This is a genomic window from Pseudomonas lini (assembly GCF_030812475.1).
GTDB lineage: Bacteria > Pseudomonadota > Gammaproteobacteria > Pseudomonadales > Pseudomonadaceae > Aquipseudomonas > Aquipseudomonas lini_A.
In genome coordinates this window covers 308,710-331,533 of the sequence record NZ_JAUSSR010000007.1, presented here as the reverse complement: position 1 = coordinate 331,533, position 22,824 = coordinate 308,710, and the positions used below count along the sequence as shown (strand labels likewise).

The window sequence follows — 22,824 nt, the reverse complement described above, 5'->3', positions numbered from 1 at the left end:
ATGAGCTTTCGGGACCTGGTCGATGACATCGACAGCACCGTGTTCGACACCCTGGCTGACACTGGTTACATCGAAGGTCGCCAGGTCCTGGGCATGTTCTCCGCCCCTTGGCTGCAGCCGCAGATGGGGCGGCTGAACACCGGCTTGCGGGAGCCGCGCTTTGTCATTCGTGTGGTCGATGCCGAGGGTGTGGACAAGGCGCAGACGGTGCGTATCGATTTGCCGGCGCTGGATGGCGGCGGCGTTTACACCCTGGTCAATGTCGAACCCAGCGGGGATGGTCTGGTGGCACTGATATTGAGGATGCAGGCATGACTGTTGGGAGTTACTACAAGACATCCGCCACCAGCGCGATGATCACGCTGCAGCCTTCAGCCTCCGATCTACAGGCCTTCCAGGAGTTTTCCGCACGGGTGCCGAAGGCTGCAGCAAATGCCCAGCGGCGGGCGATCAACAAGACTCTGAGATGGTTGCGCACCCAGATTGCGCGCACGGTCGGTAAACAGGAACGCATCGCGGTGGCTGCAGTACGACAACGGCTGCGCAGCTACCCGGTCAAGGGAGATACCGGACAAGGCAAGCTCTGGTTCGGTATCAACCCGATCGAAGCCAGCCGCATCGGTCGACCTCGGCAGGGCAAGGCGGGCGTGTCGGTGGCCGGTCGTCGGTACCGTGGTGCGTTCTTCAAACGGGTTTACGGCAGTCGGGCCGATATCTGGATACGCACCGGCAGCAAGCAATTTGCTGCCGATGATTACCCAGACACTCACGCGTCCACTGGCGGTGGCCACCGCTCTGGATGGATCTCGGAGAACGACAACCGATTCCCCTTGGCGAAAGCCAAGGTGTCGCTCGAAGACGTTCGTCCGCATTTCGAGTCCTGGACCCGGCGGGCCAATGAGCGACTGCTTGTGGTGCTCAAGCAAGAGCTGAATTTTGAACTGCAGAAATCTTTGAAGGGGCGCGCTCGTGTCTAATCAGCCATTCAGCCTGGATCAACTTTACAGCGCGATCGAGCAACATCTACGCGAGGCATTGCCGGCGGTGCAGTTCGTCGCGACCTGTCCGGATATTCGGGATCGGGTGGCTCTGCCGGCGGTGTTTCTTGAGCTGGCCGAGTTGGAGCCGGGTCGAGACATCGGTACCGGCGAGACGACGCTGGTGGCCAAGTTTGAGGCGCGGGTGATCGTGGCGCCTGAGCAGGCCCATCATCAGCAGAAGGCCGCGCACTTGGCCGCGCAAATTGCGGTGCTGCTGCGCATGCAAAACTGGGGCTTGGCGGTAGAGCCTGCCGAGTTCATTCAGGCCTCGCAGGACTGGACCAAACCCGAACTGGATGGTTACACCGTCTGGGTCGTGGAATGGATTCAGCAGATCTACCTCGGTGAGATCAAATGGCCCTGGCCGGATGAGCCGCCCGGCACGCTGCTGTTCGCCATCCACCCGGGCGCGGTGGATCCTGACGCGCCGCTGGTGGCGCCGGAGGACGCATGAGTTACGCCGGCGCCGAGCATGACCGCATGCTGGCCGGGCTGGTGAAGCCGTGCTTCGTGGTCGCTTTGGACCTGGCGGCGGTGCCGCCGGTGTGCCGGGTGTCGGACGGCGAATGGGTCAGTGCCTGGGTGCGTTGGCACAGCCTGGCCGCCGGCAAGGCGCGGCACTGGCGAGTGCCCAGCATGAACGAGCAGGGCGCGTTGATCAGTACCAGCGGTGACGTGTCACAAGGCACCTTTGTGCCGGGGCTGTACGGCAACGCGGGACCGGCCCCGGACACCCGCGACCATGTCGAGCGCTGGCTGTTCGACGATGGCGGCTCGCTGACTTACGACTGGCAGGCCAAGCGGTACAGCATTGTCTTGCCGTCTGGCACCGTCGCGATTCAGGTTGCCGGCTCGGATCTGACCGTGGCGGATGACACCGTGACGGTGAAGTCGGGGCATATCACCCTGGACGGTCCTGCGCTGCTCAAGGGTGACGTGCAGATCGAGGGCGACGTGCTGATCACTGGCGCGTTACGCGTAACGGAGGACATTTTCGGCGGCGGCCAGATCGTCGACACCGCCGGCAACACTGCGAACCACCAGCACTAAACGCAACCCATTAACCAGCCCGCCGCGTGCGGGCTTTTTGTTACCTGGAGAACACTGTGGCCAATCCCACTACCCCCAAGGCCGAGGCCGAAAGCCCGCGGCCGACCACTTACCAGGACAGCGCGTTCACGTCGCGGACCCTGATCATGACCAGTGGCCGACAGCACGCGGTAGCCGCCGGCAAAGTCACGGTCAGCAGTGCCGACGCCGAGGCGCTGGCGTTCCTCGACAGCGACCCGGCTTTCCAGCGCTTGCCGGAGTAAACCCATGATCGGAATGGACCGCCATACAGGGTTGCCGATCTCGGGCATCGAGCATTTGCGCCAGTCCATTGCCGACATCCTCGGCACGCCGCTGGGCTCGCGGGTGATGTTGCCCGAGTACGGCAGCAAGGTGCGCCGCTTCGTCGACCTGCCGGTTAACGCCGGTTGGAAAAGCGCGGTGCAGGCCGAGGCGGCCCGCGCCCTGGGACGCTGGGAAAAACGCCTGGTGCTGGAAAGCATCCAGGTGTTAGCGGTGCTGGATGGGCAAGTGCGCTTTCGCTTGCGCGGCACCTTCAACGATGTGCCGATTGATATGGAGGTTGCCGCATGAGCACTCTGGACCTGGCCAGCCTGCCGGCGCCGACCGTGATCGAGGCGCTGAGCTTTGAAGAGTATTACCAGCAGGCGTTGACCGAGTTTCGCGCGCTGATGGGGGCCAACTGGAACGCCGCCCTGGAGTCGGACCCGGTGGTCAAGCTGCTGGAACGGGCGGCCTATGAAAAGCTGATGACCCGGGCGCGGATCAACGACGCGGCCAAGGCGCAGCTGGTGGCCTTTGCGCGCAAGTCCGACCTCGATCACCTGGCGGCCAACTACAACGTCAAGCGCCTGACAGTGATCGAGGCCGACCCCACGGCCGTGCCGCCGATCGAGGCGCAGTACGAGGAAGACGATTCACTGATGGAGCGGGTCTTGCTGGCGTTCGAGGGCATGGCCGTGGCGGGCCCGAGCGGCGCCTATGAATTTCACGCGCTGTCGGCCGATGGCCGGGTCGCCGATGCCAAGGCCAGCAGCCCGAGCCCGGCCACGGTGCTGGTGAGCATTCTCAACCGGCTCAATGGTGGCGTTGCCACCGAAGACCTGTTGAACAATATCCGCGTCGCGCTGAGCGACGAGACCATTCGCCCGGTCGGCGATCGGGTGATTGTGCAGTCGGCCGAGCTGATCGATTACGCAATTGAGGCGGTGCTGTACCTGTACCCCGGGCCGGAAAACGAACTGAGTCTGATCGAGGCCAACGCGTCCAAAAACCGCTACATCAACACCCAGCGCCGTTTGGGTCGGGACATTCGGCGTTCGGCGATCCATGCCGCGCTGCATGTGTCGCGGGTGCAGCGGGTCGAGTTGATCAAGCCGGCGGCGGATGTGGTGATCGCCGATCACCAGGCGGCCAACTGCATCAGTTCGCTGGTGACGATCGGGGGCACCGATGAATGACGCCAGCCTGTTGCCGTCCAACCGCACGCCGCTGGAGCAGGCCCTGGCGCAAGTGGGCCTGGAAAACCCGGGCCTGGCGGACGTGCTGCGCGACACCAAGTCGCCTGAACATTGCTCGGCGAACATGCTGCCCTGGCTGGCCATTGAACGCAGCGTGGACCGCTGGGACCCGGAATGGTCGGAGGACATCAAGCGCAAAGCGGTGCGCGCCTCGTTCGAGATTCACAAGCGCAAGGGCACGATTGCGGCCCTGCGTCAGGTGGTCGAGCCGTTCGCCGACATCATCGACATTACCGAGTGGTGGCAGCTGGAACCGATGGGGCCGCCGGGCACCTTTAGCCTCGGCCTGGCGTTGCTCGATACCGGCCTGAGCGATCGCGGCATTGCCGAGCTGGAACGGATGATCACCGACACCAAGCCGATCAGCCGGCACCTGGTGGGCCTGAGTATCACCTACAGCCCGAACGGGATGTTTCACCTGGGCGCGGCCGTGTTCTCGGGCGATGAAACGGAAATCCTGTCGCCGGAGCTGATGGCGGGGGACTTCCTCGACCTTGAGTTGATCATGCTGGCCAACGACCTGAGCTATTTCAGCCACCAACTATTACCCGCACTGATGAGGGTTACATGAGCGAACTTTCAGACCGCCAGCGCGCCGCCATCGAATTGCTGGAGGCGGCGGCGCAAGTGGCGCACGACATCGTGCACAAGCCGGCCGGCGAGGTCGTCGACACCGAGTCGGGGCCGTCTCCGACCTTTCAGACGCTGTCGGGGCTGATTCTCGACCTGGTGGGAGGGCTGTTGCTGCCGCGCCGCGTGGCAATCGCCTCGGCGGGCCCGGCGCTGGCCTTGGACGTGGCCTATACCGCCGGGATGTCGTTCTTTGACGTGACCCTGGATCAGCCGAACTGCGCGCTGACGTTTCTCAACACGGCGGTGCCGGCTGGTTATACCTGGTCGTTTACCGTGCGCCTGGTACAGGGCACCGGGGCCAATCAGGTGACCTTTCCGGCCGCCATCCACTGGCCGGCCGAACGGCCGCCGCTGCTGTCGTATGAGTCCGGCTCGGCCGACCTGGTGACGTTCACCTGGGACGGCGCGCACTGGCTCGGTCTTCATGAGGGGAGCTGGTTCAATGTTTCAAACCCCGCTTAACAGTCGGCGACCGACATGCCAGAAAGCCGCGCTGGCCAATGCCCTGAACATGATCGAAGGGCACCACCGTTTCTTGCAACGCAACACCGGCGACACCACCGACGCCACGCTGCAGCACTTTGTGCAGAACACCCAGGGCGTGCTGGCGAACAACCGGCATTTCATCGCGCATTCGCAGATGGAGTACCAGCCCAACGGCGACGGCACCACCGAAGGCCAGTCCTTGCACATCCTCGGGTATGCCCATGCCTACCTGGCCACCCGGGACCCGCGTTACCTGGAGGCGGCGGTATGGTACTGGGAAGCCTATGAGGCGTATTTCTACGCGGGCCAGCCGATCCCGGACACGCCGCAACGCCGGATTGCCAACTGGATCGTTAATGCCAAGGAGCCGGTGCTGGCCAACTGGCCGATCAACGTCGCCGAGCCGACGCACAGCGGCTTTAAGGGCGTGGAATTCACTTTCAGCAACGGTGCGCTGGCGATTCCGCACGGGGCGCCGCACTGGGGCGAGTATCTGGACAAGGCCACCTTTGCCTTTGACGGGGCGCTGGCCTGGGATGCGATCAACGCGACAGTCCAGGGCGTGAAGCCGGATGGGGCAACCGACTGGGACCAGGGCGGTGTGCAGTATGACGTCGACTGGATCATTGCCTGGACCGGGCAAAAGATTAATTGGGATGGCGACGTATTGTCGGCGGGCCATCCGCTCGCCGAGCGCGGTCAGGTGCAGCTGAAGAACACCGGCGTCAACGGCGCGCACAAGTTCAACTATGCGACCCGGCAACCGGTCGAGCATGGGGGCTATCTAATCCCGCGTAACGCGGTGCAACACAACCGGCCGCTGCATGTGCCGCTGCTGGGCAGCGTCAACCAGATGGGCAACGCGGCGGACGGCGAAGAGTGGTACATGGACGCCTGTTACCTGCTGTGGCGGATCACCGGTGAGAGCCGCTACAAAAAGGCCATGGACGCGTGCCGTTTTACCGCGCACGAGTACACGCAAATCGACTCGACCGACCGCTTTTTTCGGCAGAGTACGACGGCGGGCACGCCGTTTACCGATGGCATTTCCTACGAGTTCACGTACCCGAGCGAGGTCACGCCGGTGCTGGGTCGCGATTCGCTGGGATACATCACGATGCAGACCGACGCGGCCGCCCAGGTGTCGATCGAGCAGCAATCGGTGTGGTTTCGCATTAGCCCGGATTCGCTGGTGCGCACCTGTTACGGCGGCGTGGACATCAACAACGGTCCGCTGACGGCCAAGGTGGAAGTGACCATTTCCCAGGACAAGGCCGAGGGCAGTGGCATCAAGTACGGCTGTGCGCTGCCTAAGTCGGTGTCCAGCGTCGAGCTGGTGACGCACGACATACCGTTATCGCAGTTCACCCGCCTGACCAAGGACGACGGCAGTGAGTACATCATGGCCGACCTGCGTGCCGTGTCGAGTTCGGACGATATCGTTTCGGTGGAGAGTTACGAACCGGCGATTTTTGAAGGGCGCGCCGGCACGGTGGTGAAATCGTTTTTCCCCGATGATGAGGGCTGGTACTCGATCGGGCATTACCTGCTGGCCGGCGAAAAGGCGCCGATGCACAGCATCACTTATCGGGCGGACGGCTATTTCAACTTGCGCTTTGCCGATGACGACGGGTGGCGTTGGTGGTGGATGCTGCCGCCGACTGGCGGCGCCTTTGTCACCCTGCAGATTCGCCCGGAGGACGCGACGCTGTCGGGCTATCAGCCGGGCGCGGCGGGGCGGCCTGACCCGGCGGCGCCGGTGTATTCGCAGATCGAGGAATTCAGCATTTTGATGGATTCCTCGGACACGAATCTGACCTTTGAATATTACTGCATCAACGAACTGCCGCCGGCCTTCGCCGAGCAAGACGGTTACACGCTGCAGTATCGGTTGACGGTCAGCGGCCAGGCGCAGTTTCGGGGGCTGGTGGGCGATTGCACGATCCGCAATTACCGCAACGATTCGTTGGCTTATTGCCCCGGGGTGATCCCGTTCTCCAATATCTATTCGGAGGGCACCGACCAGATCGGCGCGTGGCACGGCATGCCGTACCCGGGCTATCAGTACCCGTTTATTTACTGCATCGATCCGCTGGACCAGTACGTCGGCGAACTGCAGAACATGGTCGAGTTCCTGTACGACTCGCAGCACTGGTATCAGCAGCGGTTCGGCCAGCTCGGCCCGGGCGCCTCGGCCTACGTGTGGAACCGTTGGGACAACTACAAGTACGGCGAGCCGGACACCTGGACCATGCACCACTGGGGCACCGGCACCGCCTGGAGCGGCTACCAGCCCCGGGCCATGATGGGCGCCTGCCGCGCCTGGTATGAGCTGGTGCACCAGGGCAAGCCAGTGCCATCCAAGCTGATCGCCTACGCGGAAAACTGGATCACCTGGTTGATTCAGTTTGTGAAGGCGCACGACGGCATATTGCCCACGGATTTTCCCATGGCCAGCGTGCCGCAACCGGTGCCGGACGACTTCACCGGGCACATGACCGGACTGTGGCTCGCCGGCGCCTGTCTGGCGGGTTTGGCGGGCAGTCAGGTGGCAGAGCTGGACGTGTTGATCGAGGCCTGCGTCAGCGAGCTGCAGCAGTACTACGTGGTTACGCCCGTGCCGGGTCAGCCCATGAACGGCAGTTGGTCGCCGGCGGTTCGCCTGGGCACCGATAACGGCATGTTCTTCGGCTTTTGGGCCGGGGAGATCCTGCGCGGCCTAAGTCTGTACATCCAGTACCGCACCCTCGGGGCGGGGGCGAACATCTACGGCGCGCCGCTCCCGGCGTAGCCATTCAAGGCCTGGCCAGCAAGGCGGGCGCAGACTTCAAGACAAGGCGCAGGTATGGCAGAGCAGGATATTCTTTATATCGCGATGCTGACGGAGGTGGGCGCGGCGCAGTTGGCCAAGTCCATTGCCAACGGCACGCCGTGGAAAATTCCCAAGATGGCGGTCGGGGATGGCAACGGGGTAACGCCGCTCCCGTCGAAATTGCAAAAGAAGCTGATCAACGAAAAGCTGCGTTTCGACCTCAACCGGCTGACGGTGCAGAGCGAAAAGTCGGCGATCGTCGCCGAGGGCATTTTGTTGCCCGAGATGGGCGGCTGGTGGGTGCGCGAGGTCGGCCTGTACGACGACGCCGGGCTGTTGATCGCGGTGGCCAGCTACCCGGCCACCTACAAGCCGATTCGCGAGCAGGGCAGCGGGCGCACCCAGGTGATCCGCCTGGTGATCCAGATCAGCAGCACGGCCACCGTGCAAATCATCAACGACCCGAACACGGTCACGGCGACCCTCAGCGTGGTCCAGGAAGCGATCGACCAGGGCGAAGCGGCCAGCGCGCGCAAGCTGAAGACGTCGCGCGCCATTGCACTCACGGGCGACGCCACGGGGGAAGGGCAGTTCGACGGCTCGGCGGCCTTGAGTATCGCCTTGGCGCTGTCCAAGACCGGCGTGGCCGGCGGCACCTACACCAAGGTCACGGTCGACGACAAAGGCCGGGTGAAATCGGCGGCCAACCTGGCGGCGGCGGACATTCCGGCGCTCGATGCCGCCAAGATCACCAGCGGCACGTTGGACCGCAACACCACCGGCAACGCCGGCACGGCGACCAAGTTGCAGGCCGCGCGCAAAATCAGCTACAGCGGCGACCTGGCGGGCAATGGCCTGTTCGACGGCTCGGGCAACGTGGACATCAACCTGACGCTGCGCAACACCGGCGTGCTGGCCGGCAGTTACGGCAAGGTCCGGGTCAATGCCAAGGGCCTGGTCTTGGAAGGTATGGCGCTGACGGCGGCGGACATTCCGGCGCTCGATGCGAGCAAGATCACCACCGGCACGCTGAGCCGGCCCACCAGCGGCAACGCCGGGTCCGCGACCAAGTGGCAGAACGCCCGGGCGCTGACTTTTAGCGGCGCGGCGACTGGCGGGGGGTGGATGGATGGCACCGGGAACCTGGACATTGGTTTGACCTTGGCCGGCTTTGATGCCAGCAAGATCGTTTCGGGGGCGGTGCCCATGGCGTGCGGTGGCACCGGCGGCTGGAACGCGGCGTCGGCCCGGGCCAGCCTCGGGGCCGCGTCGCCGGCCTTGCTGTGGCACAGCGGCAACGGTTTTTGGTGGGACAAAAACACCGGGCTGTTTGTGCAATGGGGTGTCCGCGAACTCGGGGATATGCCCGGGGGGATGTGGAACGTGCCGTTTGGTTTCAACTGGGCCTTTGATACGCCGCCGTTTATTTTGATCCCCGTGATTACCCAACTGTCGGGCGGCAATGTGGCGGCCGCGACGGTGACGTGTGCCATGAACGAAGGAACATTGACCAACGGCGGCTTCACCCTGAGTTTCACTGAACATGCCAACAACGTGCAGAACTTCGGTGTGCGCTGGCTCGCCGTGGGCTACCGCTTGAGCCCGATGTAATTCAGGCAATACCCGTTTCACGCAACCGCCGACTGGCGGTTTTTTCGTTTCTTAGGAGAGCGTTTTATGAGTGGCTTCTTTCACGGTGTCACGACCAGCCTGGTCGAGTCCGGCGCCCGCATCATCAGCTTGCCGTCGTCGTCGATCATCGGTCTGGTCGACACCTTTACCCCCGGGCTGGGTCTGGTCCAGGACAACGTGCCTACCCTGCTGACCACTCCCCGCGAGGCGGTGGCCGCGTTTGGCGCTGACTCGCCGATCACCAAGGCCGCGCAGACGATTTTTGACCAGGCAGCGGCGGCCATTGTGGCGGTTGGAGTGACGTCCTCGGGCGAGGCGGCGGCGGTGACCAGCGCAGTGATCGGCGGTGTCCAGGCGAACGGTAAGCGCACCGGCTTGCAAGCGCTGCTGGACGGCAAGAGCCTGTTCAACCTTCAACCCCGGCTGGTCGTAGCGCCCAAGCACAGCGCGACCGAAGCGGTGGCCACCGCCATGGGGGTGCTGGTGGGCAAGCTGGGCGCGATCGGCATCGTCGACGGCCCGGGCACGACGGACGAGGCCGCGATTGCCTACGCCACCGAACTGAGCAACAAGCGCCTGTTCCTGGTCGATCCGGGCATCAAGCGCTGGAACACCACCACCGACGCGGAGGAAGTCCTGGCAGGTTCGGCCATGGTGGCCGGTCTGTTCGCGCAGACCGATGCGCGTTATGGCTTCTGGTCGTCGCCGTCGAACAAGGAAATTGCCGGCATCACCGGCACCGGCCGCGCCGTGGAGTACCTGGACAACGATCCGTCGTGCCGGGCCAACGTCCTCAACAACGCCAATATCACCACCATCATTCGCGATGGTGGGTATCGCCTGTGGGGCAACCGCACGCTGTCCAGCGATGCGAAATGGGCGTTTGTCACCCGGGTGCGCACCGTCGACATGGTGATGGCGGCGATTCAGGCGGGCCACCGTTGGGCGGTCGACCTGGGCATCACCAAGACCTACATCAAGGAAGTGACCGAAGGCCTTAACGCCTTTATGCGCGACCTCAAGGCCCAGGGCGCGGTGATCAACTTCGAGGTCTTTGCCGACCCCGAGCGCAACACCGCGACCCAGATCGAGCAAGGCAAGGTGGTCTGGTCGATTCGTTTCTCTGATGTGCCGCCGGCGGAAAACCCGATTTTCGAAGTCGAGGTAACCAACCAGTGGATGACCGAAGTTCTCGACGTAGCCTAAGGAGGCGCGCACATGATTCCTGAAGTACTGCACAACACCAACATGTTCGTCGGCGGTAACAGCCTGCAAGGCGATGTCCCGAGCCTGAGTTTGCCCAAGCTGTCGGTCAAGGTTGAGGAATACCGCGCCGGCGGTATGGATGCGCCGATCGACATGGACATGGGCCTGGAGAAACTGGAGGCCAGCTTTACCACCAACGGCGTGCGTCGCGAGGTGCTGAAGCACTTTGGCGCCTTCGACCAGACCGGCTTTAACGCGACGTTCCGGGGCTCGTTCAAGGGCCAGAAGGGTGCGACCAAGGCGGTGGTGGCCACCCTGCGTGGCGGCCTGCGTGAAGTCGATCCGGGGGAGTGGAAGGCGGGCGAAAAAGCCGAGTTTAAATACGCGGTGTCCGTGACCTATTACAAACTGGAAATTGACGGCCGGGTGATGTTTGAAATCGACCCGCTCAACTGTGTACGCGTCATTGATGGCGTGGATCAACTGGCCGCCGAACGCGCCGCCCTGGGCATTTAAGGACTAAGACGATGACGACTGCCAAGACACTGCCAAGCTGGCTGGAACTGACCGACGAGGGCGCGAACATCACTTTGCGCAAGGCTTCGGAGATCAACCAGGTGAAAGTCCAGCGCGTTAGCCTGCGCTCGCCCACGGTGGCCGAGTTGCGCGCCGCCACCCTGCAAGCCGGTGGCGATGCGGAAAAGCGCGAGGTGATCCTGTTTGCCTCGCTGGCGGAGGCCGGTACCAAGGATATGGAGGCGCTGACGATCGTGGACTACAACCGCATTCAGGCCGGCTATTTTCGCCTGGTCGAGGATGATGAACCTTACCCCTACGACGCTTAAGGCTGCGGCCAAGCGGCTGGCCCGGGAGACCCATTTTTCGGCCAGCGAAATCGAAGCCATGCGGTTCGACCGCGTGCTTTGGTGGCTCACGGATTGAGCCTTTCCCTTCGTTACGCGTAACAGGGCATTCCTATGGCAAACAAGATGGCGCTCGGCCTGGTGATCGGCGGCGTGGTCAGCTCGACGGTGGGCGCCGCATTTCGGGACGTGGAGAACCGCGTCAAGACGCTGAGTGACAAGGGCAAAAAGGCGCGCGTGCTGCAGAGCACCATCGGCGAAACCATGCGTCTGCGCGATGAGTGGAAAAAGGCTCACGACGCGGGCGAAAAAGGCGCCGCCGGGCTACTGCGACGCCTGGAAAACAACCTCACGGTGTTGCGTAAGGAGGGCATCGAGGTCGGCCACCTGGCGCGGGAATATGATCGCTTGGGCCGGGCAGGGCGCAGCGCTGAGTTGCAGGCCAAGGGACGCCACCAGATTGACCAGGGCAAGCACGGGCTGCGCAATGGCATAACGCAGGCCACTGTCGGCGCCGGCGTGGTGGCGATCCCGGCCAAGATCAGCGCGGACTATCAGGCGATCATCCGCGACATTGCGATCAAGGCCGGGGTGGCCAAGACCGATCAAGAAGCGCAGATGTCGCGCCGGGTGATTCAGACATCGCAGGACGTCGGCATGGGCCGCAACGACGTGGCCAACGTGGTTAACCAGTTGGTCGGTGCCGGCATGGAGCTGCGCCAGGCACTGGAGTTCGCCCCGGTGGCGGCCAAGTTTGTGGTCGGTCAGGGTTCGACCGGGGTCGACACCGCCAAGATGATTTATGCGTTGCAGAGTAACGCCAAGATCACCGACCCCAAGCAGCTGGAAAAGGCCTTGGAGGCGGTGGCCTTCCAAGGCCAGGCGGGCAGCTTTGAGGCCAGCGACATGGCCCGCTGGTTCCCGGAATTGCTGGCCGGCATGCAGAAGCAGGGCATCACCGGCATGGATGCGGTGACGCAACTGGGCTCGATGCTGCAGGTGCAGATGAAGACTGCCGGCAGCGCCGATGAAGCGGCCAACAACCTCAAGAACTGGATGGAGAAAATCGGTTCCGGGGATGTGGTCAAGGCTTACCAAGTCGCCGGCATTGATTACCAGAAGTCGCTCAACGACGGCATTCAAAACGGCATGTCGACGCTGGAGGCGAGTTTCGGCCTGGCTAAGAAGTACATCGAAACCACCGACCCGAAAAAGGCCCGGGAAATGGCCGAGGCGACGGCCAAGATCAACAAGGAGACCGATCCAGCCAAGGCCAAGGAAATGCTCGCCAACCTGGAGCAGATGCTGCGCACCGGCGACATTTTCGCGGACATGCAGGTCAAGTCGGCGCTGGCTGCCTACGTGCAGAACAAGGCCTTGTATGACCAGCTGAAAAAGGATGCGGGCAACGCCTCGGGCATCCTCGACAAGAACCTGGCCGAGCGCCGCGATACATCGTCGCAAAAGTGGAACGAGGCGCTGCAAGCGGGCAACGATGCGTTGCGCAGCGTGGGTGACGCGATTCGGCCCGCCACCGATGCGCTGGCCAGCGGGTTGACCTCGGCGGCCAAGGGCATCACAAGCATCAGCGATGCGTCGCCGATGCTGGTCATGGGCCTGACCGGCCTGGGCGCCAGTGCGGTGGCGGCCATGACGGTGCTGAAAACCATCAAGATCGGCCAGGGCGTGTTCAACGTCGGCCGGGGGCGGCGGGGCGCGCGTGACGGCGGGGCCCCGGGCGTCCATTCACCAGAGGGGCAGGGTGAGGGGGCGCACGCTGGTTCAAGCGTCGATCCGGTGGACACTGGCCGGAAAGTGCGCGATGCCCTTGGCGGAGGCACGCCCGGCGAAGCGGCCGGCAACGCTCACATTCAAAAGGTATTTGTGGTCAACGCCGGGGACCTCGGCGGTCCGGGCGGCGCGGGTGGCAGTCGTCGCGCCCGGCGCCGGGCTCGCCTTCGAGCTTCGCCACCGTCATCGCCACCAACGCCATCGTCGCCGTCGCCTTCCTCCGGGTTGGGCCTCAGGGATGTGGTCGGGAAGGTCGGCAAGCTGGGCAAGGCGCTCCCAGGCGAAGCGGTATTCGAGGCGGGTATTAAGGCATTTGAAACGTTCAACACGGCCAAGACCGACGACGAAAAGGGCGAAGGGTACGGCGCCGCCGCCGGCGGTCTGGCGGGGACCATGGCCGGTGCGGCCGCCGGCGCGGCGATCGGTTCGGTAGTGCCCATCCTCGGCACGGCGGTGGGCGGTATGGTTGGGGCCATGCTGGGCGCGATGGGGGGCGAATCGTTGGGGTCGATGTTGGGCAAGTCGACGTTTGCCAAGACGCTGTTTGGCAGTGAGTCGGCGCCGGGGGATGTCGTGCGCTCGATGACGGCGCAGGCGGGCCCGCCACCACCGCCGTCGCCGCTGTTGCTCAAGCCGGAGATCAAGCCGGCCGCGATCGAGCAGAAAATCACCTTTGCCCCGCACATGCCGATCACGATCGAGGGCGACGTGAAGGACCCGGCGGAGTTGACCCGCCAGCTGGACACGCTGCTGCAAAGCCGCTTCCGCGACTTTTCGCGGGAGCTGGAAGACTCGGCCCGGCGGGCCAATGATCGGCAACTGTACGACAGCCCGCACGTCGGGTAAGGAGGTGCCATGGCCTACATGGAACAGATGCAAAGCACCCTCGGTTATCTGGCGTCGGCCGGTGAGGCGGGGCGGCGCAGCCTGGACGGCATGCTGGGGCCGGTCAACGGCGCGATCAGCGAAATCTCCGGCGCCGCGTCGGAGCTGGAAAGCCTGCCGATCGTGGGCCCGATCGTCGGTGAGAAACTGCAGCGAGTAATGCGCGGCATCAGCACCGCCCAGGCCAATGTCGGCCGGGTGGTGGCGGTCTACAACCAGGCCACGCGCGCCGCGTCGCAGATCGATGAGCGCTTAGGCGTGTTGGGCGTGCAGGCGGCCCGGGCTAAAAGCGCGGTCAACCAAATCGCCGGCAAGCTCAATCCGGCGCTGGGCGACATCCTGCCCACCAGCGTGTTTGCGCCCAACGAAACGCCGGCGGTGGAGGCGATCAAGGCCTTTCCGCACCTGCTGATTCTTCAGCCGCACAAGACCACCGCGCAGCCGTATTACTTCAACCTGGACACGGCCGCCTTTGACGAACTGCGCCGGCAAAGCGCGTTCCGCTGGGCTAGCCAGGAGCGGCTGACGCGGCGCCAGGCGCAACAGGCGGTCGGCATTGGCGATGAGAAAATGACCCTCAAGGGCGCGATCTTTCCTGGGCACAAGGGCGGGCTCAAGCAGCTGGACACCCTGCGCAGTATCGGCAGCCAGTTGCTGCCGCTGGGGTTGACCACCGGTTACGGGCTGGTCCTGGGCGATTGGTGCCTGACCAATATCGAGGAAGAACAAAGCGCCCTGTTGCAGGGCGGTATCCCGCGCAAACAAGCCTTTACCCTGGAGTTTGTCCGCTATGGCGAGGACCTGCAGAACCTCTGACGGAGACGTGCTGTACACCCTCTGTCACAACTATTACGGCCACCTGGACGGCAGCGTGGAAGCGGTCCTTGAGGCTAACCCGGGGTTGTCGGTCGAGGTCCAGCCGTATCGCGGCGGGCTGCTGATCGTGCTGCCCGAGCTGGCCCGGGCCAGCGATGACCAGGTGATCCAATTGTGGTCCTAAGCGTTACGCGTAACGACCTGTTGAAATTCCCCCGAGCCCCGCCTAAGTGCGGGGCTATTTGTTGGAGCCGCCATGACCCCCCTGTTTCGGATCGTTGCCAACGGCAGCGACATCACCCGCGTGATCAACGACCGCCTGCTGTTGCTGCGCACCCTGGACAAGCCCGGCATGGAGTCGGACGAATTCGAGTTGCGCATTGATGACCGTGACAGCGCGGTGTCGCTGCCCGAGCGCGGGGCCAGCATCGAAATCTATTTAGGTTATGCCGAGACCAGCCTGGTGCGCCTGGGACGTTACACGGTCGATGAGATTGAGCTGTCCGGCCCGCCGGATACCCTGGTGATCCGGGGCCAGGCCAGCGACATGCGTGGCAGTGGCAAGACCACCCGCAGCGGCAGTTGGGAGGGCGTCAGTCTGGCCGCCATTGTGGCCACCGTTGCCCGGCGCAACGGCTGGGAGCCGGCCTGTACCGTGGGCACGATCGTGCCCCGGGCTGACCAGCTAGGCGAATCGGATTTTAACTTCATCACCCGGCTGGCCAGGCAACACGACTGCACCGCCAAGGTGGCGGACGGCAAGTTGCTGGTGATGCCGCGTCAGGGTGGCGTCACGGCCAGCGGCAAGGCCTTTGGCATCGTGACCATTACCCGGGCCGACGTCAGCCGCTTTTCATTCCGCCTCGGCGATCGCTCGACCCACAAGGCGGTTAACGCGCAGTACCAGGACAAGGCCACCGGCAAGCTGACGGTGGTCAGCCTGGGCAATGCCGACGCACCGGACGGCCTGCCGCCGGTGCATACCGATCGGCATATTCACCCGAACAAGACCGCCGCCGAGCAGGCCGTCAAGGCGCGCCTGGCCGCGTTCAATCGCTCGACGGCTGTCGTGCGCCTGGAAATGCCCGGGCGTAGCGACCTGTTTGCCGAGCGAGTGATTAACGCCTCGGGCTTCAAGGTCGGGCTCGATGGTGAGTACCTGGTCGATTCCCTGGAGCAGGTATTCACCCAGTCCGGCTGGTCGACCACGGTTGAATGCAACGGCGGCAAACAGGGCAAGGCCAAGGCCAAAGGCAAAAAGCCCACCACGCCGCTGAGAGTCGTTTCCCCGCTGTAATCCCTATCCCTCTGGCCGCCTACGGGCGGTTTTTTTGTGCCTGGAGTTCATGTTATGGCTTACCTCCCGCTGACCCAACAACACCTGCTCGCCATCCTGCCCAACTGCCGGCCGGTGGTCGGTGTCTTTCTGCCGGCGCTGAATCGCGCCATGGCCCGCTTTGAGATCAACACCCGGGCACGCCAGGCGGCGTTTCTGGCGCAGATTGGCCACGAGTCGGCGCAGCTGACCAAGTTGTCGGAAAGCCTGTACTACAAGGACCCGGTGCGGGTCGCGCAGCTGTTTAAGTATGGCTTTGACCTGAACCACAACGGCCGCGTCGAGTTGGCCGAAGTCGAGTTTGCCAAGGGCTATCTGCGCAACTCGGAAAAGCTGGCCAACCGGGTGTATGGCGGCCGTTACGGTAACGGCCCCGAGGCGTCCGGGGATGGCTTCAAGTACCGCGCTCGGGGGTTGATCGGCATCACCTTTCGCGACAACTACCGGTTGTGCGGCAAAGCCCTGGGCGTGCCCCTGGTCGAGCAACCCGAGCTGCTGGAGCAGGCGGAATACGCGGCGCTGTCGGCCGCCTGGTTCTGGTGGGATCGCAACTTAAGCGACAAGGCTGACCTCGGGCTGTTTGACGGCATCAGCAGCGTGATCAACGGCGGCGGCAATGGCCGGGCCGAGCGCCGCGAGGTGTGGGCCAAGGCCAGGGCGGTGTTATGCGCCTGATCGACTGGATACCCGTCGGCTATCGCGCCGGGGTGCTAGTGCTCGCCCTGGTGTTGCTGGCCGGCCTGAGTGCCGGCGGCGCCTGGCAGGTGCAGGACTGGCGTTATGCCCAGGTGCTGGCCAAAGAGGCCAAGAAGACCGCCGAGCAGTACAGCCAGGGACTGGCGGCGGTGGTGGGCCAGCTGGAGCAGCAGAAGACCGATAGCCGCGCGCTCGAGGCGCGGCTAAAGACCAACGACGAAAGCCACTACCAGGAATTACAGCGTGAACAAGCTCATCAGAAACGCCTGCGCGATCGTCTTGCTACTGGCGAACTACGGCTGTCAGTCCTACTCGCCAGCGGCTACGCCGCCAGTGGTGGTGGGCCAGTGTCAGCCGCCACCGGCCCCGGCGGCGTGGTTCATGGCACCGCACGAGCCGACCTTGAGCCAGCGCATGCGCAACGAATTATCGGCATCACCGACGACGGCGACGCCGGATTAATTGCGCTGGCGGCCTGTCAGGCTTACGCCAAAGAAGTCTCAACACCGAAGTGAAAAAGAGCGACCGGGCTGGATGCGTCAACATCCGACCCGGCCGCCGTCCCTGCAGAATGTCCCTGCAAGTCCAGCCAAGGCTCTTGCTCCGTGCACAAAGCGCGGCGAGCCTAGCACCTGTTTATCCATACAGTAAAGGTCTTGCTTATCATGTCTACCCCAATCATCCCGTGGATGGGCGGCAAACGCCGTCTGGCCGATCGCCTCATTGCGCTGTTTCCGCCGCACGATTGCTACGTCGAAGTCTTTGCCGGCGGTGCCGCGCTGTACTTTATGCGACCTCAGGCCGCGCCCGTCGAGGTCCTCAATGACATCAACGGCGACTTGGTGACGTTGTACCGCGTCGTGCAGAACCACTTGGAGGAATTCGTGCGCCAGTTCAAATGGGCACTCAGTTCCCGGCAAGTGTTCGAGTGGCAGAAAATGACTCGCCCCGAAACCCTCACCGACATCCAACGCGCCGCTCGATTTTTCTACCTCCAGCACCATGCTTTCGCTGGCAAGGTCACCGGGCAGACGTTTGGTACCGCCACCACCGGCCCAGCCATTAATCTGCTACGGATCGAAGAGAATCTCTCGGCTGCCTGGCAGCGTCTGTCCGGCACCTACGTCGAAAACCTCCCCTGGCTGGAATGCGCGGAGCGTTATGATCGCGCCCATACCTTCCACTACATGGACCCACCTTACTGGCAAACCGCGGGCTATGGGGTGGACTTTCCGTTCGAGAACTATGAACGGATGGCCGACTTTATGCGCCGCTGCAAGGGCAAGGTGATGGTCAGCATAAATGATCATCCTGATATTCGAAGAGTCTTCGATGGTTTTTATTTCGAGAAGGTAGATATCCGCTACAGTATTAGCAATCAGAAAAATGGACGGCAAGATGTTAGCGGGGAGCTGGTTATAATGAACTGGGAGCCGCTAGAGTTAGGAAGGCTTTTCTAGTTGTGGATATGATTTTTTTGCCAAGATAAGGGGTGTATATGTTTAACGGGTTTTTGCTTGCGATAATACTGGCTCTTCCAATAATTGTTTCTATATTGGTCGTGGCTATATTTTTGGGAAAAGGAGAGTGGAGTGGAAGGCGGCTGATTTCTGTCTTTGAGTTTGATACAAGCAAAGGGTTGATTTCGCAAGGGTTGCTATGGTTGTCAATTACTACGCCAATTTTTATCGCCTTGTCTTTAGGGGCGAGAATTTGGCCGGATTATGAGGTCTTAATTTCTTCGGAAGGTTTCAAGAATTTCATCGAAATAAGTATTTTGCCATTGGCGGTAATGTCTATATCTCTTCCCTTAACTGGTTTGATATCAAGATTTCACTCAACTCAGCAGACAGCTAAACAGATCGAAGTGGTGAGTTTTAAGAATAATTTAGATGCGTTTTATGCTCACAGAAAAGAATTGATGTCATATTTTTCTGCTATGGAGCCTATTACTTATCTAGGGGTGGTTGAGTTTAAATATATTATACATCCTGTATTGCATGTGCGATTTTTTGAGGGTGTGCCTGAGAAAGGTTGGCCTGTAGCAAAGAGAGAGTCTTTCGATAATGTTGAGCGTGGAATACTTCAAGGGGCTAAACATTTGGTCGGCGTGCTATCTCCTAATGAGGATAGCGGGCTTGGTGATCTGGATTGTTATTTGCAAGGATGCAAGGCGATATATTTGGCTGCTCAAGCTTTGCATATACGCGAAATTACCCAGGGGCTGGTATCCAAAGGTGTAATGATAAAGAGTAATTCCTGTCCGGATCACGGGTGGGACTTATTCACGATCGGAACCACAACCGCTGAAATACTTGCTGCTGTTAGATACGTGAAAAACTATTACGATAATTTGTGTGATTTTGCCGGCGTGCCCCGCATGATAGTTTCAGATGGATACGAGGTGGTATTTCGAGGAGGACAAAGGCTCCTGGCGGGGGATCTCACAATAGAAAATCTACACATGTTTGACATTCAACAAATGGTTGAGGACGGGAGAGCACAGTACGATGAAAAGCATCCCTCCGTACGGAAGGCTGAGGCTGCTTGATCATCGTCGACGTCGAGCCTTGGGCAAGGAAAGAATCGATTAATTAAATTTTGAATGGGCAAAATTGGACAAGCCATACGCCAATCAATGCCGGGCGAATAAATGAATCGCAGTCACCCAAGCCCCTACAACCTTTTGTTTACAGGGGTTAGGGCTTTTACTTTCCTACTCCAACACCATTTGCATGTGCGCGAGTGTATTATAGTGCTTCGAATAGGTTAAAGCTCGATCGCCACTCTCTCCAACCGAGCGTGACATATGTTTTGAGCGCTATCTGGTTTTCGAAAGACAACAGACGAGTGTCGTCCAGAGCGTCCAGATATGCTTCCAGGTCACCAAGGGCATCGCTGAATGGACCCGGCGCGTGAGCCTTAAGTATTTCGTTGAGCTTTTCGCGCAGGCCATTCCCAACTTCTACCGGCAACACTGCCAGAATCTTGCGTATCTGGTCGGCTGTAGGAGCCGGTTCTTCGTACTCATTGAAAGCCATTGGGGGTAACGATTGGGTCATGGGTTGTCCTTTTTGAATCAGGCGCTGAGCCTGCGTGTAAACAGACTTTGAGGGTAGATCGCCCAGTCTACTGGGCAATTCGACGAGTGCAAAAAAGACATTCGTACTCTTAGCGAGTGTGGGCTTTTTTTATCATCGGCGTTACTCGTAACGCGCGGGGATCACTCATTTTCGGTTGTCTTCGCCTCCTGGGCAAGCCTCGCCATCGCTTTCGCCAGTTCGGCGGCCGTCTTGGCCAGCTCAGCGTTCAGTTGCTTGCCCATGGGGCCGAATCGCGGGTTCATCGACCAGTCGTGATAGGTCTGACGATAGCTGTTCAAGGCAGCCAGCGCGGCGGGGTCCAGGGTCATTGTCAACGGCCCATCGATAATCGGCGATGGTACGGATATCACTCATTGCGGGGGGCCTCTATTCCGACACCGCTGGTAAACACGCAGCAGAGTACCCGCCCGTTATTTCTGCGGTGGGGGCAACTGTTCCGGTGAGGATTGGCCTGGCAGATGAAGTACTTGGAGGAACAAATTTTAGGGCAAAATTAGGGCGTATTCAGAGTTGCTATAGACCGCAAAAAAATTACGCTCATTTCTGACCAGTGTGTCAGCAATGATTCAACTGATAAATAAATGTTACACATGAAACATAATTGAATAGGTTTTATAACGTCTTCTACTAATCGTCATCCTTGACAGGCAAGTTTGCACCGACTAAACCCAATCAACAACCAGGAGCAGAGCTTATGACTAGGTTTGTCCAGCCAGTTAAGACTGAAAGCTCGATAATGTGTTTGAGAGTCTCTAATCAAACGGCTTGCAACGGCTTTCTAGTGACGGTTGGTGAAGTAAACCTAGACATTGCGTTGCGTGATGGCTTTTGGAGAGTGTGCAGATACTGGCCTGCTACATCGGATGTATCTTTGGACCATTCGCTAAATGGTTAGATCTGATTTTTAACTAGATCTTGAAAGGAATGCTATTTTTGATAGGGTGTATCAAAAGGCAATAGTATTTCTTTGTATGGCTCGGCATGCGCGCTGATCTCATAATCTATGGAGAAATGCAATGACGATCTTGAAAAATGCAGTTGTCATGATTGCGCTTGCTCTGTTGTCTGGATTTGCCTTAGGAGGGGATGCGTCGCCCACACCGACGTTGGTAAAAAAGCAGCAACTTTATGTTGGTAATGAGTCTTGCAATAATGGAGAAGTTACTACATACGACAGGCACAAAGGTTGCGGCACCGAAAAAATTGGATATACGATTGATGATGCTAGCGCTATGCCGAGGAGTAATTTTATAGAGGTGTTTTCTGGTAATGATACGGTAAATAACAAAATTGTTAGTAAGAATCCTAACCATCTAGGCGGGTCAGCGAAAAGTATCGGCTATCTTTCAAAACAACCGATAACCGGCGGCGAACAAATACGCAGCGGAAATGAACCATGTAATAACGGTACTGCCACACTTAGTACACTTCATCTTGGCTGTGGAACGGAGTTCTTAGGGTACGCATTGCCTCAAAAATAAAAAATTAATATCCGTTGTTCAGAGTTAAAAGAATGTAGTCCGTTCATGAACAGATGACTATGGGGGAGTTCTCCTTTCCATTATTTCAGAGAGCGACCCGCAACGGAGCTTCCATGAAAACAAATAAATGTACTTGTGTGGAATTCACGATTGTAAAGGCGGTAATCGCCCTAATGTGCATTGCGACCACCAATGCATTCGCTCAGTCATCAGAATGTGGGGATGTTTTAAAAGATGGCACAAAAGCTGTTCAGCTTTTTCACGAAAATAATGAATATAGACGTTTGTTGGAAACGAAACTAGTCAGCATGACTTTTCAGCAGGCAAAGACTGATACCTCGATAACAGGAAATATTCCCATCGGGGATGTCGTACTCGGAGCGGGCTTCACTGAAAAATCATTTGACGACTACCAGAGTTACTTGCAGAAAAATTCTTCACTGTTTATTGAATCATCACACTCGGTCGACATTTTGCTCTCGACGGGCGACTCGGAGATTCTTGCTGCATGGTCTGGATGCATGCAAAATCGATCTGGGCTTGCCCTGAGATTTAAAGAATCACATGCTCGATCGGCAGTTTTGGTAATTCAGTGGTTCGCCGCAGCGGGAGTTCCGCAAGTAAAAATCGCTCAGGATTATAAGCTGCCCTCTGGGGTTTCCGTTACTAGTGGTAAAGACTTTCTTGATGGAAAGCTGCCGATTATCGCTGGTACGAATCATGAAGTTAAATTCGAACTCTTGAATCCTGAAACGACGCTAGCACTAACTTTAAATGCTATTACTGAAAATACGCCGCGTGGTGCAGATAGCGCCTTTCTTCCTTCAAGGATGAAGTGGTTTCGAGATACGAGGCCATACCAGTTCAACGTGTCGGGAGGGATTTGCAGTACAGCTCCCACGATTTATTTGGATGCGCCTCACCATAGCGGCACCGTTTTACCAACGGTTACTTATTGCAGTTCACTCAAGGATGGGTGGCGATTTTCGAAGCGATTAGGTGACTTCAGCGTGACATCTGGCGTTAGTCCCTCGTACATACCAGGTGTTCAAATCGCGCATGCACCGTCATGGTGGACCGGTGAAGATCAGTTCAATGTCTCACTCGGTTGTTCTAGTAGCACCAATGCCGATATTCAATGTAGTGCGACCACCAGGCTAACAGAAGAGAGACAAGTATGGATGCCTAGTAGTGATTGAGAGAATTCTCCGCGTTGCTCCACCCAGTTTGAAAGCTCCAAGATGGCAGCCTCAAGGGCGAGCTGGTTTTCGTTGATCTTGAATAGCAGGGAAGGGTGCAGGTCTCAGTTTGGCATCGCGGATCCTCCGTGGAGAGTTCGGCTTAGCAGTTGAAAATCAACGCAACGCAGCGATGGTCTGTGCAGATGGCGTTTTCAAGGTCTCCCTGAGGTCCGCAATCGATCCAGGCTGTGTGAAAACGCATGCACTGTTT

General features: G+C 59.9%; 26 protein-coding genes. 24 read left to right on the top strand and 2 right to left on the bottom strand.

Annotated features, from left to right (window positions below; genetic code table 11):
• The 22 genes from J2W17_RS15965 (at position 1) to J2W17_RS15860 (ending at position 19,338) form a co-directional block, all read left to right on the top strand.
• Positions 1-315 (top strand): head-tail joining protein, encoded by a 315-nt coding sequence (locus J2W17_RS15965; RefSeq protein WP_307335691.1) that lies wholly within the window; start codon positions 1-3, stop codon positions 313-315.
• Complete coding sequence (locus J2W17_RS15960) at positions 312-977, top strand: hypothetical protein (protein WP_307335688.1); 666 nt, start codon at positions 312-314, stop codon at positions 975-977. Before J2W17_RS15965 ends, J2W17_RS15960 begins: the two co-directional genes overlap by 4 nt.
• A complete protein-coding gene (locus tag J2W17_RS15955) occupies positions 970-1,494 on the top strand; it encodes a hypothetical protein (protein ID WP_307335684.1) in 525 nt (174 codons plus the stop codon). Before J2W17_RS15960 ends, J2W17_RS15955 begins: the two co-directional genes overlap by 8 nt.
• The gene (locus tag J2W17_RS15950; protein ID WP_307335682.1) at positions 1,491-2,090 is read left to right on the top strand and encodes a phage baseplate assembly protein V; all 600 of its coding nucleotides are present in this window, start codon (positions 1,491-1,493) and stop codon (positions 2,088-2,090) included. The genes J2W17_RS15955 and J2W17_RS15950 overlap by 4 nt, the downstream gene beginning before the upstream one ends.
• A 56-nt stretch (positions 2,091-2,146) precedes the next feature.
• Complete coding sequence (locus tag J2W17_RS15945) at positions 2,147-2,353, top strand: hypothetical protein (protein ID WP_307335679.1); 207 nt, start codon at positions 2,147-2,149, stop codon at positions 2,351-2,353.
• A 4-nt stretch (positions 2,354-2,357) separates the two neighbouring features.
• Positions 2,358-2,684 (top strand): GPW/gp25 family protein, encoded by a 327-nt coding sequence (locus J2W17_RS15940; protein WP_307335676.1) that lies wholly within the window; start codon positions 2,358-2,360, stop codon positions 2,682-2,684.
• Positions 2,681-3,571, top strand: a complete 891-nt coding sequence (locus J2W17_RS15935) for a baseplate assembly protein (RefSeq protein WP_307335672.1) — start codon at positions 2,681-2,683, stop codon at positions 3,569-3,571. Before J2W17_RS15940 ends, J2W17_RS15935 begins: the two co-directional genes overlap by 4 nt.
• Entirely contained in the window at positions 3,564-4,202 is a 639-nt protein-coding gene (locus tag J2W17_RS15930; protein ID WP_307335669.1) for a phage tail protein I, read from the top strand. The genes J2W17_RS15935 and J2W17_RS15930 overlap by 8 nt, the downstream gene beginning before the upstream one ends.
• Positions 4,199-4,726, top strand: a complete 528-nt coding sequence (locus J2W17_RS15925) for a hypothetical protein (protein WP_307335666.1) — start codon at positions 4,199-4,201, stop codon at positions 4,724-4,726. The genes J2W17_RS15930 and J2W17_RS15925 overlap by 4 nt, the downstream gene beginning before the upstream one ends.
• Entirely contained in the window at positions 4,707-7,541 is a 2,835-nt protein-coding gene (locus J2W17_RS15920) for a phage tail protein (RefSeq protein ID WP_307335663.1), read from the top strand. Before J2W17_RS15925 ends, J2W17_RS15920 begins: the two co-directional genes overlap by 20 nt.
• Before the next feature lie 54 nt (positions 7,542-7,595).
• Positions 7,596-9,173, top strand: coding sequence for a phage tail protein (locus J2W17_RS15915; RefSeq protein ID WP_307335660.1), 1,578 nt, complete (start codon positions 7,596-7,598; stop codon positions 9,171-9,173).
• 66 nt (positions 9,174-9,239) lie between these two features.
• A complete protein-coding gene (locus J2W17_RS15910) occupies positions 9,240-10,400 on the top strand; it encodes a phage tail sheath family protein (protein ID WP_307335658.1) in 1,161 nt (386 codons plus the stop codon).
• Between the two features lie 12 nt (positions 10,401-10,412).
• Positions 10,413-10,916 carry a phage major tail tube protein gene (locus J2W17_RS15905; protein ID WP_307335653.1) on the top strand — a complete coding sequence of 168 codons (504 nt, stop codon included), beginning with the start codon at positions 10,413-10,415 and terminating at the stop codon, positions 10,914-10,916.
• A gap of 11 nt (positions 10,917-10,927) precedes the next feature.
• On the top strand, positions 10,928-11,245 hold the full coding sequence (locus J2W17_RS15900) for a phage tail assembly protein (protein ID WP_307335650.1): 318 nt from the start codon (positions 10,928-10,930) through the stop codon (positions 11,243-11,245).
• A gap of 132 nt (positions 11,246-11,377) precedes the next feature.
• Complete coding sequence (locus J2W17_RS15895; protein WP_307335647.1) at positions 11,378-13,900, top strand: phage tail tape measure protein; 2,523 nt, start codon at positions 11,378-11,380, stop codon at positions 13,898-13,900.
• Between the two features lie 9 nt (positions 13,901-13,909).
• Positions 13,910-14,755: a phage tail protein gene (locus tag J2W17_RS15890; RefSeq protein ID WP_307335644.1), complete on the top strand. Its 846-nt coding sequence runs from the start codon at positions 13,910-13,912 to the stop codon at positions 14,753-14,755.
• The gene (locus tag J2W17_RS15885; protein WP_030130864.1) at positions 14,730-14,939 is read left to right on the top strand and encodes a tail protein X; all 210 of its coding nucleotides are present in this window, start codon (positions 14,730-14,732) and stop codon (positions 14,937-14,939) included. The genes J2W17_RS15890 and J2W17_RS15885 overlap by 26 nt, the downstream gene beginning before the upstream one ends.
• Before the next feature lie 72 nt (positions 14,940-15,011).
• On the top strand, positions 15,012-16,052 hold the full coding sequence (locus J2W17_RS15880) for a phage late control D family protein (RefSeq protein ID WP_307335640.1): 1,041 nt from the start codon (positions 15,012-15,014) through the stop codon (positions 16,050-16,052).
• 54 nt (positions 16,053-16,106) lie between these two features.
• The gene (locus J2W17_RS15875) at positions 16,107-16,766 is read left to right on the top strand and encodes a glycoside hydrolase family 19 protein (protein ID WP_307335637.1); all 660 of its coding nucleotides are present in this window, start codon (positions 16,107-16,109) and stop codon (positions 16,764-16,766) included.
• Positions 16,757-17,302, top strand: coding sequence for a lysis system i-spanin subunit Rz (locus J2W17_RS15870; RefSeq protein WP_307335634.1), 546 nt, complete (start codon positions 16,757-16,759; stop codon positions 17,300-17,302). The genes J2W17_RS15875 and J2W17_RS15870 overlap by 10 nt, the downstream gene beginning before the upstream one ends.
• A gap of 150 nt (positions 17,303-17,452) precedes the next feature.
• Positions 17,453-18,247 (top strand): DNA adenine methylase, encoded by a 795-nt coding sequence (locus tag J2W17_RS15865; protein WP_307335631.1) that lies wholly within the window; start codon positions 17,453-17,455, stop codon positions 18,245-18,247.
• A gap of 38 nt (positions 18,248-18,285) precedes the next feature.
• Positions 18,286-19,338 carry a hypothetical protein gene (locus tag J2W17_RS15860; RefSeq protein ID WP_307335628.1) on the top strand — a complete coding sequence of 351 codons (1,053 nt, stop codon included), beginning with the start codon at positions 18,286-18,288 and terminating at the stop codon, positions 19,336-19,338.
• Between the two features lie 199 nt (positions 19,339-19,537).
• Here J2W17_RS15860 and J2W17_RS15855 read toward each other — a convergent pair whose 3' ends face one another.
• Together J2W17_RS15855 and J2W17_RS15850 are read right to left on the bottom strand one after the other, a co-directional pair.
• Positions 19,538-19,849 (bottom strand): hypothetical protein, encoded by a 312-nt coding sequence (locus J2W17_RS15855; RefSeq protein ID WP_307335625.1) that lies wholly within the window; start codon positions 19,847-19,849, stop codon positions 19,538-19,540.
• Positions 19,850-20,010: 161 nt separating this feature from the next.
• Positions 20,011-20,199, bottom strand: a complete 189-nt coding sequence (locus J2W17_RS15850) for a hypothetical protein (protein ID WP_307335623.1) — start codon at positions 20,197-20,199, stop codon at positions 20,011-20,013.
• 708 nt (positions 20,200-20,907) lie between these two features.
• Between J2W17_RS15850 and J2W17_RS15845 the strand changes: the two genes are divergently transcribed.
• Positions 20,908-21,372, top strand: a complete 465-nt coding sequence (locus tag J2W17_RS15845) for a hypothetical protein (RefSeq protein ID WP_307335620.1) — start codon at positions 20,908-20,910, stop codon at positions 21,370-21,372.
• 113 nt (positions 21,373-21,485) lie between these two features.
• On the top strand, positions 21,486-22,571 hold the full coding sequence (locus J2W17_RS15840) for a hypothetical protein (RefSeq protein ID WP_307335618.1): 1,086 nt from the start codon (positions 21,486-21,488) through the stop codon (positions 22,569-22,571).
• Positions 22,572-22,824: the final 253 nt, after the last annotated feature.

Excerpts from the sequence above, each read along its gene's own strand:
- J2W17_RS15940 (WP_307335676.1), top strand. The coding sequence starts at position 2,358 with ATGATCGGAATGGACCGCCATACAGGGTTGCCGATCTCGGGCATCGAG.
- J2W17_RS15920 (WP_307335663.1), top strand. The coding sequence starts at position 4,707 with ATGTTTCAAACCCCGCTTAACAGTCGGCGACCGACATGCCAGAAAGCC.
- J2W17_RS15900 (WP_307335650.1), top strand. The coding sequence starts at position 10,928 with ATGACGACTGCCAAGACACTGCCAAGCTGGCTGGAACTGACCGACGAG.
- J2W17_RS15905 (WP_307335653.1), top strand. The coding sequence starts at position 10,413 with ATGATTCCTGAAGTACTGCACAACACCAACATGTTCGTCGGCGGTAAC.
- J2W17_RS15925 (WP_307335666.1), top strand. The coding sequence starts at position 4,199 with ATGAGCGAACTTTCAGACCGCCAGCGCGCCGCCATCGAATTGCTGGAG.
- J2W17_RS15910 (WP_307335658.1), top strand. The coding sequence starts at position 9,240 with ATGAGTGGCTTCTTTCACGGTGTCACGACCAGCCTGGTCGAGTCCGGC.
- J2W17_RS15840 (WP_307335618.1), top strand. The coding sequence starts at position 21,486 with ATGAAAACAAATAAATGTACTTGTGTGGAATTCACGATTGTAAAGGCG.
- J2W17_RS15850 (WP_307335623.1), bottom strand. The coding sequence starts at position 20,199 with ATGACCCTGGACCCCGCCGCGCTGGCTGCCTTGAACAGCTATCGTCAG.
- J2W17_RS15885 (WP_030130864.1), top strand. The coding sequence starts at position 14,730 with ATGGCGAGGACCTGCAGAACCTCTGACGGAGACGTGCTGTACACCCTC.
- J2W17_RS15890 (WP_307335644.1), top strand. The coding sequence starts at position 13,910 with ATGGCCTACATGGAACAGATGCAAAGCACCCTCGGTTATCTGGCGTCG.
- J2W17_RS15880 (WP_307335640.1), top strand. The coding sequence starts at position 15,012 with ATGACCCCCCTGTTTCGGATCGTTGCCAACGGCAGCGACATCACCCGC.
- J2W17_RS15950 (WP_307335682.1), top strand. The coding sequence starts at position 1,491 with ATGAGTTACGCCGGCGCCGAGCATGACCGCATGCTGGCCGGGCTGGTG.
- J2W17_RS15870 (WP_307335634.1), top strand. The coding sequence starts at position 16,757 with ATGCGCCTGATCGACTGGATACCCGTCGGCTATCGCGCCGGGGTGCTA.
- J2W17_RS15865 (WP_307335631.1), top strand. The coding sequence starts at position 17,453 with ATGTCTACCCCAATCATCCCGTGGATGGGCGGCAAACGCCGTCTGGCC.
- J2W17_RS15930 (WP_307335669.1), top strand. The coding sequence starts at position 3,564 with ATGAATGACGCCAGCCTGTTGCCGTCCAACCGCACGCCGCTGGAGCAG.
- J2W17_RS15875 (WP_307335637.1), top strand. The coding sequence starts at position 16,107 with ATGGCTTACCTCCCGCTGACCCAACAACACCTGCTCGCCATCCTGCCC.
- J2W17_RS15960 (WP_307335688.1), top strand. The coding sequence starts at position 312 with ATGACTGTTGGGAGTTACTACAAGACATCCGCCACCAGCGCGATGATC.
- J2W17_RS15915 (WP_307335660.1), top strand. The coding sequence starts at position 7,596 with ATGGCAGAGCAGGATATTCTTTATATCGCGATGCTGACGGAGGTGGGC.
- J2W17_RS15855 (WP_307335625.1), bottom strand. The coding sequence starts at position 19,849 with ATGACCCAATCGTTACCCCCAATGGCTTTCAATGAGTACGAAGAACCG.
- J2W17_RS15935 (WP_307335672.1), top strand. The coding sequence starts at position 2,681 with ATGAGCACTCTGGACCTGGCCAGCCTGCCGGCGCCGACCGTGATCGAG.
- J2W17_RS15895 (WP_307335647.1), top strand. The coding sequence starts at position 11,378 with ATGGCAAACAAGATGGCGCTCGGCCTGGTGATCGGCGGCGTGGTCAGC.
- J2W17_RS15845 (WP_307335620.1), top strand. The coding sequence starts at position 20,908 with ATGACGATCTTGAAAAATGCAGTTGTCATGATTGCGCTTGCTCTGTTG.
- J2W17_RS15860 (WP_307335628.1), top strand. The coding sequence starts at position 18,286 with ATGTTTAACGGGTTTTTGCTTGCGATAATACTGGCTCTTCCAATAATT.
- J2W17_RS15965 (WP_307335691.1), top strand. The coding sequence starts at position 1 with ATGAGCTTTCGGGACCTGGTCGATGACATCGACAGCACCGTGTTCGAC.